The 12391-nt window shown below is 70.8% G+C and carries 15 protein-coding genes; 6 read left to right on the top strand and 9 right to left on the bottom strand.

Annotated features, from left to right (window positions below; genetic code table 11):
- Positions 1-19: 19 nt before the first annotated feature.
- Positions 20-331, bottom strand: coding sequence for a SnoaL-like domain-containing protein (locus KBB57_RS12675; protein ID WP_290750665.1), 312 nt, complete (start codon positions 329-331; stop codon positions 20-22).
- Positions 332-705: 374 nt separating this feature from the next.
- Between KBB57_RS12675 and KBB57_RS12670 the strand changes: the two genes are divergently transcribed.
- The 4 genes from KBB57_RS12670 (at position 706) to KBB57_RS12655 (ending at position 4195) form a co-directional block, all read left to right on the top strand.
- Entirely contained in the window at positions 706-915 is a 210-nt protein-coding gene (locus tag KBB57_RS12670) for a hypothetical protein (protein WP_290750663.1), read from the top strand.
- A complete protein-coding gene (locus tag KBB57_RS12665; RefSeq protein ID WP_290750662.1) occupies positions 905-2401 on the top strand; it encodes a GMC oxidoreductase in 1497 nt (498 codons plus the stop codon). Before KBB57_RS12670 ends, KBB57_RS12665 begins: the two co-directional genes overlap by 11 nt.
- A gap of 73 nt (positions 2402-2474) precedes the next feature.
- Positions 2475-3242 (top strand): hypothetical protein, encoded by a 768-nt coding sequence (locus KBB57_RS12660; protein WP_290750660.1) that lies wholly within the window; start codon positions 2475-2477, stop codon positions 3240-3242.
- 242 nt (positions 3243-3484) lie between these two features.
- Entirely contained in the window at positions 3485-4195 is a 711-nt protein-coding gene (locus KBB57_RS12655) for a hypothetical protein (RefSeq protein WP_290750658.1), read from the top strand.
- 71 nt (positions 4196-4266) lie between these two features.
- On the opposite strand, the gene KBB57_RS12650 is transcribed toward KBB57_RS12655, so the two are convergent.
- From KBB57_RS12650 to KBB57_RS12630, 5 genes are all read right to left on the bottom strand, one after another.
- A complete protein-coding gene (locus tag KBB57_RS12650; protein ID WP_290750657.1) occupies positions 4267-5772 on the bottom strand; it encodes a tripartite tricarboxylate transporter permease in 1506 nt (501 codons plus the stop codon).
- On the bottom strand, positions 5772-6230 hold the full coding sequence (locus KBB57_RS12645; RefSeq protein ID WP_290750656.1) for a tripartite tricarboxylate transporter TctB family protein: 459 nt from the start codon (positions 6228-6230) through the stop codon (positions 5772-5774). The genes KBB57_RS12650 and KBB57_RS12645 overlap by 1 nt, the downstream gene beginning before the upstream one ends.
- A gap of 4 nt (positions 6231-6234) precedes the next feature.
- On the bottom strand, positions 6235-7200 hold the full coding sequence (locus KBB57_RS12640) for a tripartite tricarboxylate transporter substrate-binding protein (protein ID WP_290750654.1): 966 nt from the start codon (positions 7198-7200) through the stop codon (positions 6235-6237).
- A gap of 186 nt (positions 7201-7386) precedes the next feature.
- Positions 7387-8100: a response regulator transcription factor CtrA gene (gene ctrA, locus KBB57_RS12635; protein ID WP_290750652.1), complete on the bottom strand. Its 714-nt coding sequence runs from the start codon at positions 8098-8100 to the stop codon at positions 7387-7389.
- Between the two features lie 101 nt (positions 8101-8201).
- The gene (locus KBB57_RS12630; RefSeq protein ID WP_290750651.1) at positions 8202-8480 is read right to left on the bottom strand and encodes a DUF1153 domain-containing protein; all 279 of its coding nucleotides are present in this window, start codon (positions 8478-8480) and stop codon (positions 8202-8204) included.
- Positions 8481-8609: 129 nt separating this feature from the next.
- Between KBB57_RS12630 and mnmA the strand changes: the two genes are divergently transcribed.
- On the top strand, positions 8610-9737 hold the full coding sequence (gene mnmA, locus KBB57_RS12625; RefSeq protein WP_290750650.1) for a tRNA 2-thiouridine(34) synthase MnmA: 1128 nt from the start codon (positions 8610-8612) through the stop codon (positions 9735-9737).
- A gap of 107 nt (positions 9738-9844) precedes the next feature.
- On the opposite strand, the gene KBB57_RS12620 is transcribed toward mnmA, so the two are convergent.
- On the bottom strand, positions 9845-10102 hold the full coding sequence (locus KBB57_RS12620) for a hypothetical protein (protein WP_290750648.1): 258 nt from the start codon (positions 10100-10102) through the stop codon (positions 9845-9847).
- Between the two features lie 14 nt (positions 10103-10116).
- A complete protein-coding gene (gene rlmJ / locus KBB57_RS12615; protein WP_367272693.1) occupies positions 10117-10839 on the bottom strand; it encodes a 23S rRNA (adenine(2030)-N(6))-methyltransferase RlmJ in 723 nt (240 codons plus the stop codon).
- A gap of 148 nt (positions 10840-10987) precedes the next feature.
- On the opposite strand from rlmJ, the gene KBB57_RS12610 reads away from it, so the two are divergent.
- Positions 10988-11926 (top strand): cation diffusion facilitator family transporter, encoded by a 939-nt coding sequence (locus tag KBB57_RS12610; RefSeq protein WP_290750644.1) that lies wholly within the window; start codon positions 10988-10990, stop codon positions 11924-11926.
- Positions 11927-11928: 2 nt separating this feature from the next.
- On the opposite strand, the gene KBB57_RS12605 is transcribed toward KBB57_RS12610, so the two are convergent.
- A complete protein-coding gene (locus tag KBB57_RS12605) occupies positions 11929-12387 on the bottom strand; it encodes an iron-sulfur cluster assembly scaffold protein (RefSeq protein ID WP_290750642.1) in 459 nt (152 codons plus the stop codon).
- Between the last annotated feature and the right edge of the window lie 4 nt (positions 12388-12391).

Genomic DNA, 12391 nt, shown 5'->3' with positions numbered 1-12391 from the left:
CGCGGCCAGCCGGCGGGGGTCAGTAGAAGAATTCCTCCCGGACGATCCTGCCCGCCTCGTTCACCGTGTAGACGGCGACCTCCTGCATGGCGCCGGTCTCGCCGGTCTCGCGGTTCCGCGTCTCCATCGCGAAGATCACCGCAAACCGGTCCGCGCCGTGCAGATACGGACCCTCGACCTTCCCCCCGGTCACCTCGAAGGCCCCGTTCCACCACTCGTGCTTGGCCTTGATCGCCGCGAGCCCGCGCGACGTCGCCGTGCCGGGGCCGTTCATGTCCATCGCCTCGACCGAGACCGCGCCCTCGTCGTAGAGCTCGTCCAGCCCCGCCATCTCCCGGCCCTCGCGGCAATTGGCCACGAGCTTCCCAGCCGTAGCCTTCAACGCCTCGGCACCCATCGCATCCTCCGATGTTCTCTCAATGTTCACGACATACCGCCCCCCGGCGATTCGCGCAAACCCTCATCGCAGCCACAGCCGCGCGTCGCGCGGCAGCAGGAGGCGCCCCTCGCGGTCGCCTGGCCCGCGGAGATCACCAAAGCGGTTGGGAAGATTCCGTCGATCCGACACCCCCGTCTCGCCGAAGCTGGCGCGCCGCCCAGCCCGTCCGTCCCCCCCCCCGGCGGCCCGCCGCCGCGGCCCGGCGCCTTGACACCCTGGCCCGCGGCGCTTCAATCCGGGGCAGCCCCAAGGCCCAGGGATCCGCCATGCTCGACCGCCGCCGCCTGCTCGCGGCCCTCGCCACCCTCCTCCTGCCCACGCCGCGCACGCTCGCCGCGCCGGCCGCGGCCGCGCCCGCCATCCGCCCCGCCATCCGTCCCGCCATCCGTCCCGCCGTCCGTCCCGCTGTCCGCATCGTCGACGGCTGGGTCGTCACCGACCGCGACCTCGCCGAGATCGCCCGCCTTGCGCGTTGACGCCGACGGCCCCGGCCGGGCCGCCTTCGCCCGCGGCTTCGACGTCTGCGTGATCGGCGCCGGCCCCGCCGGCATCACGCTCGCCCGCCGCCTCGCCGTCCTCGGCCACGACGTCGCGCTGATGGAGGGCGGCGGCGAGGACATCACCGCCGAGAGCCAGGAGATCTACGAGGGCGAGCCCGTCGGCCGCGACTACTGGCCGCTCGATGTGCCGCGCCTGCGCTTCCTCGGCGGCAGCTCCGGCCACTGGGGCGGCTGGTGCCGGCCGCTCGACGACGCCGACTTCGCGGCGAAGTCGTGGAACCCGATGAGCGGCTGGCCGATCGACAAGGCCGCGCTCGACCCCTACGCGGACGAGGCCGACGGCATCCTCGACATCCCGCACGCCGAGCCCGACCGCACCGACGCCGAGGCGGTCGACGGCTTCCGCCAGGTGTTCTTCCGCTTCAGCCTGCCGCCCACCAACTTCCGCGACAAGTATTCCCCCGAGCTCGACGCCTCGGAGCGCATCACCCTCGGCCTCAACGCCAACCTCGTCGACCTCGAGCTGACCCCGGACGGGACGGAGATCGCCGGCGCCCGCTTCCGCGGCTGGGCGGCGGACGACCCTGGCTTCCGCGTCACGGCGCGCGCCTACGTCCTCGCCTGCGGCGGCATCGAGAACCCGCGGCTCCTGCTCAACTTCGACCGCCAGGCGCCGGGCGGCATCGGCAACCGGAGCGGCCTCGTCGGCCGCTACTTCTGCGAGCACCCGCATTTCGTGCTGGCCGAGGCGATCTTCCGCTCGCCCTTCGACCTGCCGAAGCTCAGCTTCTACTCGCCCACCGAGGCCTTCATGGCCGAGAACGAGGTCCTGAACTTCGGGATGCGCATCGAGCGCATGGACGAGCCGTTCTTCCGCCAGTTCGGCACCATCGCCGGCGACCCGGCCTGCACCGACCCGTTCATGCTGCGCCTCGCCGAGCGGATCGCCGACGTCTCGCCCGGCTGCGCCCCCGGCGGCGACGGGCGCGTCGCCTTCGACGGCCTCCTGCGCTTCGCCCACGAGCAGGCGCTCAACCCCGACAGCCGCGTGCTGCTCGTCCCCGGGACCGACCGCTTCGGCCTGCGCCGCGCCGCCCTCGACTGGCGGCTGGGCGAGCTCGACAAGCGCACCCAGCACGTGGCCCTCCTGGCCTTCGGCGAGATGCTGGCCGAGCACGACATCGGCCGCATCCGCATCCGCGACTGGGTGCTGCGCGAACCCTTCGACTGGCCGGGCATCGCCGACGACGAGGTCGGCGGCAAGCACCACATGGGCACCACCCGCATGGCCGACGATCCCCGGCATGGCGTCGTCGACCGCGACTGCAAGGTCCACGGGATGGCCAACCTCTGGATCGCCGGCTCCAGCGTCTTCCCGACCGGCGGCCACGCCAATCCGACCTACACGATCATCCAGCTGACGCTCCGCCTCGGCGACCACCTGGATGCGACCTTGGGATGAGAGCCGCAGGTAAAAGGTCGATACTCGCCCCCGCGTGAGCTACCCTCTCCCTCCCGAAGGTGTGGGGGGAATCATGATGAGAACACGCGTCATCCTGGCGGCGGTCGTCGCCTGCACGGTGGTCGCCGCCATACCGGCCGGGGCCGCGTCGCTGAGGGCGGTCTATGCCGGCGTCATAACCGACAGCCGGAACCGCACCGGCGAGTTCGGCCGCACCGGCCTCTACTCGCTGGACGGCCTGCGCGCCGTCTTCACCTTCACCTACAACCTCGCCGGAACCTCGTCGCGCACCTATGTCAAGCCCGATGGAACGGTGAGGACCGAGGTCTCCGGCGGGACCGGCGACTACTTCCCGGGTAATCCGTCGCCGATCGTCCGGGCGCAGGTCAGGATCAACGGCGTCACCGAGCGTTTGCCGGTGGACTATCTCGGGACGGCGGTCGGCTCGGAGAAGCTCCGGGTCTTCTCGACGCGATACTACAATAGCGCGCGCGACGACGTGCGGCAGATCGTCGCGGGATCGGACCCCTTCGCCGCGTCGATCCGCTACCCCGCGGACCTAGAGGCCGAGATCCCGCTGACCGAGCTCGCGGGGATGCCCCCCGAGGGCTATTTCCTGTTCCAGCGCGAGTGCCGGATCAGCCACTGCGCGCCGGACGGCCGCTTCGCCCGCGGCTTCGTCGATCTCGACTCCCTGCAGGTCGCGGCGGTGGTGCCGCTGCCGCCGGCGATCCTGCTCCTCGGGACGGGCCTCGGCGGCCTCGCCTGGCTCGGCCCGGCGACGGCCCGCCGCCTGACGCCCGCCCGGCCCCTTCGCGGGGGCCGGGACGCGGCCCAGTGAAGGCCCCGTCGCACGATGTCGTCGACGGGGCCGGCAAGGTCCACGGGCGCTCGCCAACCGCCGGACCGCCGACTCCAGCGGTTTCCCGGCCGGCGGCCGCCCCCGACCCGACCTGCAAGATCATCCGGCTAACGCCCCGCCGCGGCGCTCCCGCGAGGATGACGCGCCGCTGAGACTCGCGTCGCTTTTCACGCGTTCGTGCGCTATGGTCGTGCCGAACGGTGTGGTGGGGAGAAGCTCCGATGCGGGTGACCGGAACGATTCTATCGTGCATCGCCGCCTGCGCGGCCATCGCCGCAGCCGCTCCGGCCGAGGCGGCGTTCATGAAGCTGAAGCTCACCGGCCGCGTCTCCGACAGCTACGCGAGCGTCAACGACAGCGGCAGGTTCGGCCTGCCCGCGGGGCGCGGATTGAAGGATCGGCGGGTCGTCATGGTGTTCGACTACGACGTCCGCCAGCCCGGCGTGGAGATCCAGCGCAACGACGATCCGGAAGGCAAGTCCGTCTATGCGCTGGGAGGCTTCGGCAACGGCTGGACCCACCCGATCCTGCGGGCGAGCGTCAAGATCCACGGCGTCACGGAGAGCGTGCCGGCCGAGAGCCTGGTCACCTCCTACTTCGGCGGAAACAAGTCCGAGCGGCGGGTCAGCGCCAACGCCATGGCCGGGGGACGCATCGAGACGGTGTTCGAGGCGCTTCCCGGGCAGCCCTTCGGACTCAACCTTTCCGCGCCGCTGGCGCTGACGCACCTCGTCAACGACGGCGCCAGCTTCGCCTTCGACTTCGCCAAGTGCCTGCCGGACTACTGCGTGCAGCCGGGCTCCTTCGCCGCCGTCGACCTCGAGACGGCGCGGATCTCCGCCGTGCCCCTGCCTCCCGCCGCGTTGCTCCTCGTCTCCGGCCTCGGCGCGCTCGGCTGGGCCGCCCGCCGCCGCGCCGCCACGGCGGCCTGACGCCAGGTCGCCGGGGCCGAGCCGCGTTCCCGTTCCCGGCGGACGAACGGTCCGGCCCGGGCGATTCGGGATCAATCCTCCTCGACGAAGACCTCGTCGCGCTTCTTCCTGACCGAGGGGAGCACCGAGATCACGATGGCGACGACCGCGAGCCCCAGCAGCGTCGCCGAGATCGGCCGCTCGACGAAGATCATCGGATCGCCGCGGCTGATGATCATCGCCCGCCGCAGGTGCTCCTCGAGGAGCGGCCCGAGCACGAAGCCGAGGAGCAGCGGCGCCGGCTCGCAGCCGAGCTTGACCAGCGCGTAGCCGATCACCCCGAAGACCGCGATCGCATAGACGTCGAAGTTGTTGCCGGCGATCGCGTAGCAGCCGAGCGAGGCGAAGACGATGATCGCCGGGAACAGCACCCGATAGGGCACGGTCAGGAGCTTCACCCAGAGCCCGATCAGCGGCAGGTTCAGCAGCACCAGCATCAGGTTGCCGACCCACATCGACACGATGATGCCCCAGAACAGCGCCGGCTCGTCCTTGATGACGTTCGGCCCCGGCGTGATCCCCTGGATGATGAAGGCGCCGATCATCAGCGCCATCACCGGATGCGCCGGGATGCCGAGCGTCAGCATCGGGATGAAGCTCGTCTGCGCCGCGGCGTTGTTGGCGCTCTCCGGCCCGGCGACGCCCTCGATCGCGCCCTTGCCGAACTCCTGCGGGTTCCGGGAGAGCTTCTTCTCCATCGAGTACGAGGCGAAGGACGACAGCACATGCCCGCCCCCCGGCAGCACGCCGAGGACCGACCCGAGCGCCGTCCCCCGCACCACCGGCGCGGCGATGCGGCGGAACTGCTGCCGCGTCAGCCACAGGTTCGAGACCCGCTTCACCATCACCTCGCGGGTCTGCTCGTCCTCGAGGTTGCGCAGGATCTCGGCGACGCCGAAGATGCCGACCGCCACCGAGACGAAATTCAGCCCCGAGTAGAGCTCGAAGAACCCGAAGGTGAAGCGCGGCGTCCCGGTGTAGATGTCCTGCCCGACCATGCCGAGCAGCAGCCCGAGCACGATCATGGCGAGCGCCTTCAGGATCGAGCCATGCGCCAGCGCGATCGAGGCGATGAGGCCGAGCACGATCAGCGAGAAATACTCCGGCGCCCCGAAGTTCAGCGCCGCCCGCGCCAGCGGCGGCGCGGCGAGCGCGAGGATGAAGGTCGCGACCGTGCCGGCGAAGAACGACCCCAGCGCCGCCGTGGCGAGCGCCGGCCCCGCCTGGCCCTTGCGCGCCATCTGGTAGCCGTCGATCGCCGTCACCGCCGAGGAGCTCTCGCCGGGGAGGTTGATCAGGATCGCCGTCGTCGAGCCGCCGTACTGCGCGCCGTAGTAGATCCCGGCGAGCATGATCAGTGCGGTCACCGGCGCGAAGGAGAAGGTGATCGGCAGCAGCATGGCGATCGTCGCCGTCGGCCCGATCCCCGGCAGCACGCCGACGAGCGTGCCGAGCAGCACGCCGACGAAACAGTAGAGCACGTTGACCGGCGACAGCGCCGTCTCGATCCCGAGCCCGAGGTTGGCGAGGAGTTCCATCAGCGCACCCACGACCCCACGAGCGGCACCGAGACCCCGAGCCCGAAGTGGAAGATCGCCACGCAGGCCGCCGTCAGGCAGGCGGCGATGGCGAGCGCCGCCGCCAGCCCGTTGTGCCGGCTCGCCAGCGCGCTGAGCAGCCCCGCCCCGAAGATCGCCGGAACCAGCCCGAGCCCGCGGATCGTCGCGCCGAAGAAGACGAGCGCGCCGAGGACGAGGACCATGCCCTTCCACGGCGTCACGCCGATCGGGCTGTCCGCCGCCGCGGCGGTCCAGCCCTTGACGACGACCGCCGCCCCGAGCGCCGTCAGCGCCGCCGCGAGGACCAGCGGGAAATACCCCGGGCCCATGCGGAACGCGCTGCCGAGCTCGTAGGTCGAGGCCGCGTAGCCGAAGGCCAGGCCGAAGGCGACGAAGATCAGCCCCGACAGGATGTCCTTGATCCCGGCGCGCTCCATCGCATCAGTTCGCCTTGGCGCCGGCGGCCTCGATCAGCGGCTTCCAGAGCGCGATCTGCTCGGTGAGCTTGGCCGCGAGCGCCTCGGGCGTGGCCTCCTCGGCCGTCGCGGGCGCGGTCCCGAGCTCGCCGAAGCGCTCGGCCACCGCCGGGTCGGCCACCGCCGCCTGCAGCGCGGTCTCGAGCTTGTCGAGGGCCTCCTGCGGCGTGCCGGCGGGGGCGTAGAGCCCGTGCCAGATGCCGAGCTCGAACCCCGACAGCCCCGCCTCGCCGGCGGTCGGCACGTCGGGCAGGCTGGCCAGCCGCTCCGGCGAGGTCACCGCATAGACCTTCACCTCGCCCGCCTTGATCTGGCCGGTGGTGTTCGTCGTCTGGTCGCACATGAAGTCGACCTGCCCGCCGATCAGGTCCGTCATCGCCGGCCCCGTGCCCTGGTAGGGCACCGTCACCACCTCGGCGTCGATCGCCGACATCAGCAGCATCCCGCAGAGATGGCTGGCCGCGCCGATGCCCGCGTTCGCATAGGTCACCGTGTCGGCGTTCGCCTTCACGTAGTCGATCAGCTCCTGCAACGTGTCGGGCTCGAAGTCCTTGCGCGCGACGATCGTCATCGGCACCGAGGTCACCATGCCGATCGGCGCGAAGTCCTTCACCGGGTCGAAGGCGAGGTTCTCGTAGAGCGACGGGGCCGTCGACATGCCGATATGGTGCAGGAGCAGCGTGTAGCCGTCCGGCTTGGCCTTGGCGACCTGCGTCGCGCCGAGCGTGCCCCCTGCCCCGCCGACGTTTTGCACCACGATCTGCTGGGCGAGCGACTTCGACATCGGCTCGGCGACCAGCCGGGTCACCGTGTCGGTCGGCCCGCCGGCCGAGAAGGGCACGACCACCGTGACCGGCTCGCTCGGATAATCCTGCGCCCAGGCCGCGCCGGCGATGATCGAGACGGCCGCAGCCGTCGCCAGAATGCGCATGAGTGCCTCCCTGACATTTTCTTTTGGCAGGGAAACCTTCAGGGAAAGCGCCGCAGCGATCAAGGCTCGGGATGCCGTTGAAAACGCGAAAACCGGACCGCCGGGCCCTCGGGCCGGCATGTCCGGTTTCGCATGGCCCGGCGAAATCGGCCCGGGCGGGCTACCACGGCAAGGAAGGAGCGGGGCTCAGGCCCCGACGGCGAGCTTGCGCTTGGCCTCGGCGCTCTGCGGGTCACGCAGCACGTAGCCGCGGCCCCAGACCGTCTCGATGTAGTTCTCGCCGCCCGTCGCCTCGCTGAGCTTCTTGCGCAGCTTGCAGATGAAGACGTCGATGATCTTCAGCTCCGGCTCGTCCATGCCGCCGTAGAGATGGTTGAGGAACATCTCCTTGGTCAGCGTGGTGCCCTTGCGCAGCGACAGGAGCTCCAGCATCTGGTACTCCTTGCCGGTCAGATGCACAGAGCGCCCGTCGACCTCGACCGTCTTGGCGTCGAGGTTGACCGAGAACTTGCCGGTGGTGATGATCGACTGGGCGTGCCCCTTGGAGCGGCGCACGATCGCATGGATGCGCGCGATCAACTCCTGCCGGTGGAACGGCTTCGTCATGTAGTCGTCGGCGCCGAAGCCGAAGCCCTTGAGCTTCGACTCGGTGTCGTCCGTCCCCGACAGGATCAGGATCGGCGTCTCGACCTTGGCGATCCGGAGCTGGCGCAGCACCTCGTGCCCCGTCATGTCCGGCAGGTTCAGGTCGAGAAGGATCAGATCGTAGTCGTAGAGCTTCGCCAGGTCGACGCCCTCTTCGCCCAGATCGGTCGCGTACACGTTGAGGTTCGCGTTCTGCAGCATCATTTCGATGCTCTTCGATGTCGTCGGGTCGTCCTCGACCAGCAGGATGCGCATTCTACAGCTCCGTCCTTGCAGCGGCTCGCTCTGACACTGGCTATCCTTAACCGCCGCAGGGTTAATGACAGATTACGGGAGTCGGACCCTAGCCGCTCTCCTTAAAGTTGTCTATACTTCTGAATGGCGGTGACCCGCAAGGCGGCGGCGCCGTGGCGGCGCACCGCCGCGCGCCAGATCTCCAGCTCCTCGTCGGAGAGCCGGTACATCTCGCAGGCCTCGCGCGCCCCGATCAGGCCGTTGTCCACCGCGGCGACGACCGTCGCCTTGCGCCGCGCCACCCACCGCTTCGTATTGATCGGCGGCAGGTCGGACCGCGTCAGCTTCGTGCCGTCCGACAGCGTGACGAAGACCGGGCCCTTCTCTCTCCGGATATACATGCCTCGTTCCCTAACACTCGTTACACCCGTCCGATTACTTACCGGGGCACTCATTAAACGCCGGTGAAACCCGGACTTGTCATTACCAGCAGTTTTACTATAACCCGCCTCGATCGAAGGACCGCCCGCATGGACACGCCCGTCAACAGCCTCGGCTTCGCCAGGGCGCCGGCCGACACCCGCGTCGTCGTCGCGATGTCCGGCGGCGTCGACAGCTCGGTCGTGGCCGCGCGCCTCGCGCATGAGGGCTTCGAGGTGATCGGCGTCACGCTTCAGCTGTACGACCACGGGGCCGCGACCGCCCGCCGCGGCGCCTGCTGCGCCGGGCGCGATATTCACGACGCGCGGGCGGTGGCCGAGACGATCGGCATCCCGCACTACGTTCTCGACTACGAGAGCCGCTTCCGCGCGGCCGTGGTGGAGGAGTTCGCCGACGCCTATCTCGCCGGCGCGACCCCCGTTCCCTGCATCCGCTGCAACGAGCGCATCAAGTTCCGCGATCTCCTGGAGACCGCGCTCGACCTGGACGCCGACTGCCTGGCGACCGGACATTACGTTCAACGCACACCCACCCCTCGAGGCGCCACCCTGCGCCGCGCCGCGGACCCTACCCGCGACCAAAGTTACTTCCTGTTCACCACAACGCGCCAGCAGCTGGATTATTTGCGGTTCCCTTTAGGAAATTTTCACTCGAAGGCGCAGGTCCGCTCGGAAGCCGAGCGGTTCGGCCTGCCGGTCGCGGCCAAGCCCGACAGCCAGGATATCTGTTTCGTCCCGACCGGCTCCTACGCCGACGTCGTCGAGCGCCTCCGGCCCGGCGCGGCCGAGCCCGGCGAGGTCGTCCATCTCGACGGCCGCGTCCTCGGCCGACACGATGGCGTGATCCGCTTCACCGTCGGCCAGCGGCGCGGCCTCGGCGTGGCGAGCGGCGAGCCGCTCTACGTCGTCCGCCTCGATCCCGAGGCCCGGCGCGTCGTCGTCGGCCCGCGCGCGGCGCTCGCCCGCCGCGCCTTCCCGGTCGCCGAGGTCAACTGGCTCGGCGACGATCCCTTCGAGGCCGCGCCGCCCGAGGGCTGGGAGATCGAGGCCCGCGTCCGCTCGACCCGCGCCCCGAAGCCCGCCCGCCTCCTCCCCGGTGCGGATGGCCGCGCCACGGTCGAGCTCTACGCCCCCGAGGAGGGCGTCGCCCCCGGCCAGGCCTGCGTCTTCTATGACGGCGACCGCGTCCTCGGCGGCGGCTGGATCACCCGCGCCTGAGGGCGACTATACCGCGCGCCGTCGCGCAATAAAATTACCAACTTTCGTATTCTATTTTAATTCAATGACATACCCCTGCCCATTGTGGGACACTTCCCCGGACCGCCTCAGCGCCCCGTCCGTCCGCCCCGCCGCCGCGGCGCGCCCGGCGGGGTGAGCCCCTCGCGCAGCACCTCCGTCATCGGATGATCGGGGTTCTCGCCCCCGTAGAGATCGAGCAGCAGCGCGATCTCCGCCGGCCCGGCGCTCGGCAGCCCGAGCGCCCAGTCGAGCAGGATCGAGCGGCACTCCGCCGCGCCGATCTCCATCCGGTAGGCCTCGCGGATCAGCCCCCGCGGATCGACCTCCGCCTCCCGCCGCGCCATGCCGTTCCCTCCCCTCACGCAAAGATGCCCGCGCTCGCCGCCCTGCCCGCCTCCAGCGCCTCGCGCAGCCCCGGCCAGGCGTTCGCCACCGCGAGGCCGGACCCGGTCATCCCCCGCTCCGGCGGATGGCGGAAGGCGACCTCGTCGATCAGCGGCCGCACCGGCGCGAGCCCCGCCAGCAGCTCCGCATGCCGCCCCGCCGGCAGCACCGGATACCACACGACGACCGCCGCCTCCGGCCATCTCGCCGCCATCCGCCGCACGAAGGCCGCCGCCGCGGCGTATTCCGTCTTCACCTCGTAGGAGGGATCGACCAGCACCAGCCCCCGCCGCGGCGACAGCGGGGCCATCGCCAGCAGCCGCTCGAAGCCGTCGCGGTGATGGATCGCCGCCCCCGACCCCGCCATCGCCTCGCGCAGCGCCGCGTATTCCGCCGGGTGCAGCTCCATCAGCGTCATCCGGTCCTGCGGCCGCAGCAGCGCCCAGGCGAGCACCGGCGAGCCCGGATAGACCCGCGCCCCGAACTCCGCCCGCGTCATCGCCAGCGCCTGCCCGTAGGGGCTAGCCGGATCGACCTCCGCCCGCTCTATCCCCGCCCTCGCCTCGCCGGTCTTCACGGCCTCCGGCGCGTCGAGGTCGTAGAGCCCCCGCCCGGCATGGGTCTCCGCGTAGCTGATCCCGCGCTCCTTGCGGGTCAGCCAGGCCAGCATCGCCGCCAGGGCCGCGTGCTTGTGCACGTCGGCCGGCCCTCCCGCATGATAGGCGTGTTGGTACGAGAGCATCGGATCCCGATATCCGAAGCCCATCGCATTTGCCAGCGGGGCCGCTTTCCGCCGCCGGCCCGTGCGGCTAAGGTCCGCCCTCGCAACGACGGGAGCGCCCGGATTGAGCCACGGTCATCACCACGGCCACCACCACCACGTCGACCCCGCCGCCGGCGACCGCCGCGTCGCCGTCGCCGTGGCGATCAACCTCGGCCTGACCGTGGCGCAGGTCGTCGGCGGCGTCCTCGCCGGCAGCCTCGCGCTGATCGCCGACGCGCTCCACAACTTCTCCGACGCGATCTCGCTCGTCATCGCCTTCGCGGCGCGCAAAATCGCCCGCCGCCCGGCCGACCCAGCGATGACCTTCGGCTACGGCCGCGCCGAGGTGGTGGCGGCGCTCATCAACTACACCACGCTGATCGTGATCGGCCTCTACCTCGCCGTCGAGGCGTTCGGCCGGCTCCTCGACCCGCAGGGCGTCGACGGCTGGCTCGTCGTCGTCATCGCCGCCGTCGCCCTCGTCGTCGACCTCGCGACCGCGCTGCTGACCTGGACGATGGCGAAGACCAGCGTCAACATCCGCGCCGCCTTCCTCCACAACCTCGCCGACGCCCTCGGCTCCGTCGCGGTCATCCTCGCCGGCACGCTGATCCTGCTCTGGGACTGGCGCCTCGCCGACCCGATCGTGACGCTAGCCATCGCCGGCTACATCCTCTGGATGGCCTTCGCCGAGATCGGCGGGGTGATCCGCATCCTGATGCTCGGCAGCCCGCCCGAGCTCGACGCCGCCGGGGTGGCGCTCGCGCTCGCCGACGTCGAGGGCGTCCGCGAGGCCCACCACCTCCACCTCTGGCAGATGCAGGAGCACGCCGCCGCGCTCGAGGCCCACGTGGTGGTCGAGGCCGGCCGGTGGGAGGAGGCCGACGCGATCAAGGCGACCGCCAAGGCGATGCTCCGCGACCGCTACGGCATCGTCCACGCGACGCTCGAGCTCGAATGCGCCCGCCATGCCTGCCGCGAGACCCTCGCCATCGGCCACCCCGAGCCGCTGGCCGACTAAGGTCAGGCCTGCGCCCGCGTCGCCTCCAGGGCCTCGTCGAAGGCCGCGAGCGTCGCCTCCAGCGCCAGCAGGATCGAGGCGTGCCGGTTCTTGTAGTCCCGCGCCGGCAGCAGCACCTCGAGCCCGTCGAACGGCGCGTCGGGGACCGGCCCCCGGGCCTTCAGCATCGCCGCGAGCTGGTCCCGCGCCGTGGCGATCTCGTCGCGCGTCCGCCCGATCGCGTTGGCCCCGACCACCGACGCCGCCGCCTGCCCGAGCGCGCAGGCCTTGACGTCCTGCCCGAACGCCGCGATCCGCCCGTCCTCCAGCGTCAGGTCCACCGTCACCGTCGAGCCGCAGAGCGGCGAGCGCCGCTTCGCGCTCACCTGCGGGCTCTCCAGCCGCGCCGCATGCGGGATGTCGGCCGCCAGCGCCAGGATGCGCTGGGAGTAGAGCTTGATCAGATCGGTCTCACCGCTCATCCGG

The organism is Amaricoccus sp. (genome assembly GCF_017993425.1).
Taxonomy (GTDB): Bacteria; Pseudomonadota; Alphaproteobacteria; order Rhodobacterales; family Rhodobacteraceae; genus Amaricoccus.
The sequence above is the reverse complement of the archived record's forward strand: the minus strand, read 5'-3'. Positions and strand labels throughout refer to the sequence as shown.

Bases quoted from the DNA above. Each gene is read 5' to 3' on its own strand.
- KBB57_RS12675 (WP_290750665.1), bottom strand. From the start codon at position 331: ATGGCGGGGCTGGACGAGCTCTACGACGAGGGCGCGGTCTCGGTCGAG.
- KBB57_RS12670 (WP_290750663.1), top strand. From the start codon at position 706: ATGCTCGACCGCCGCCGCCTGCTCGCGGCCCTCGCCACCCTCCTCCTG.
- KBB57_RS12660 (WP_290750660.1), top strand. From the start codon at position 2,475: ATGATGAGAACACGCGTCATCCTGGCGGCGGTCGTCGCCTGCACGGTG.
- KBB57_RS12655 (WP_290750658.1), top strand. From the start codon at position 3,485: ATGCGGGTGACCGGAACGATTCTATCGTGCATCGCCGCCTGCGCGGCC.
- KBB57_RS12650 (WP_290750657.1), bottom strand. From the start codon at position 5,772: ATGGAACTCCTCGCCAACCTCGGGCTCGGGATCGAGACGGCGCTGTCG.
- KBB57_RS12645 (WP_290750656.1), bottom strand. From the start codon at position 6,230: ATGGAGCGCGCCGGGATCAAGGACATCCTGTCGGGGCTGATCTTCGTC.
- KBB57_RS12640 (WP_290750654.1), bottom strand. From the start codon at position 7,200: ATGCGCATTCTGGCGACGGCTGCGGCCGTCTCGATCATCGCCGGCGCG.
- ctrA (WP_290750652.1), bottom strand. From the start codon at position 8,100: ATGCGCATCCTGCTGGTCGAGGACGACCCGACGACATCGAAGAGCATC.
- KBB57_RS12630 (WP_290750651.1), bottom strand. From the start codon at position 8,480: ATGTATATCCGGAGAGAGAAGGGCCCGGTCTTCGTCACGCTGTCGGAC.
- mnmA (WP_290750650.1), top strand. From the start codon at position 8,610: ATGGACACGCCCGTCAACAGCCTCGGCTTCGCCAGGGCGCCGGCCGAC.
- KBB57_RS12620 (WP_290750648.1), bottom strand. From the start codon at position 10,102: ATGGCGCGGCGGGAGGCGGAGGTCGATCCGCGGGGGCTGATCCGCGAG.
- KBB57_RS12605 (WP_290750642.1), bottom strand. From the start codon at position 12,387: ATGAGCGGTGAGACCGATCTGATCAAGCTCTACTCCCAGCGCATCCTG.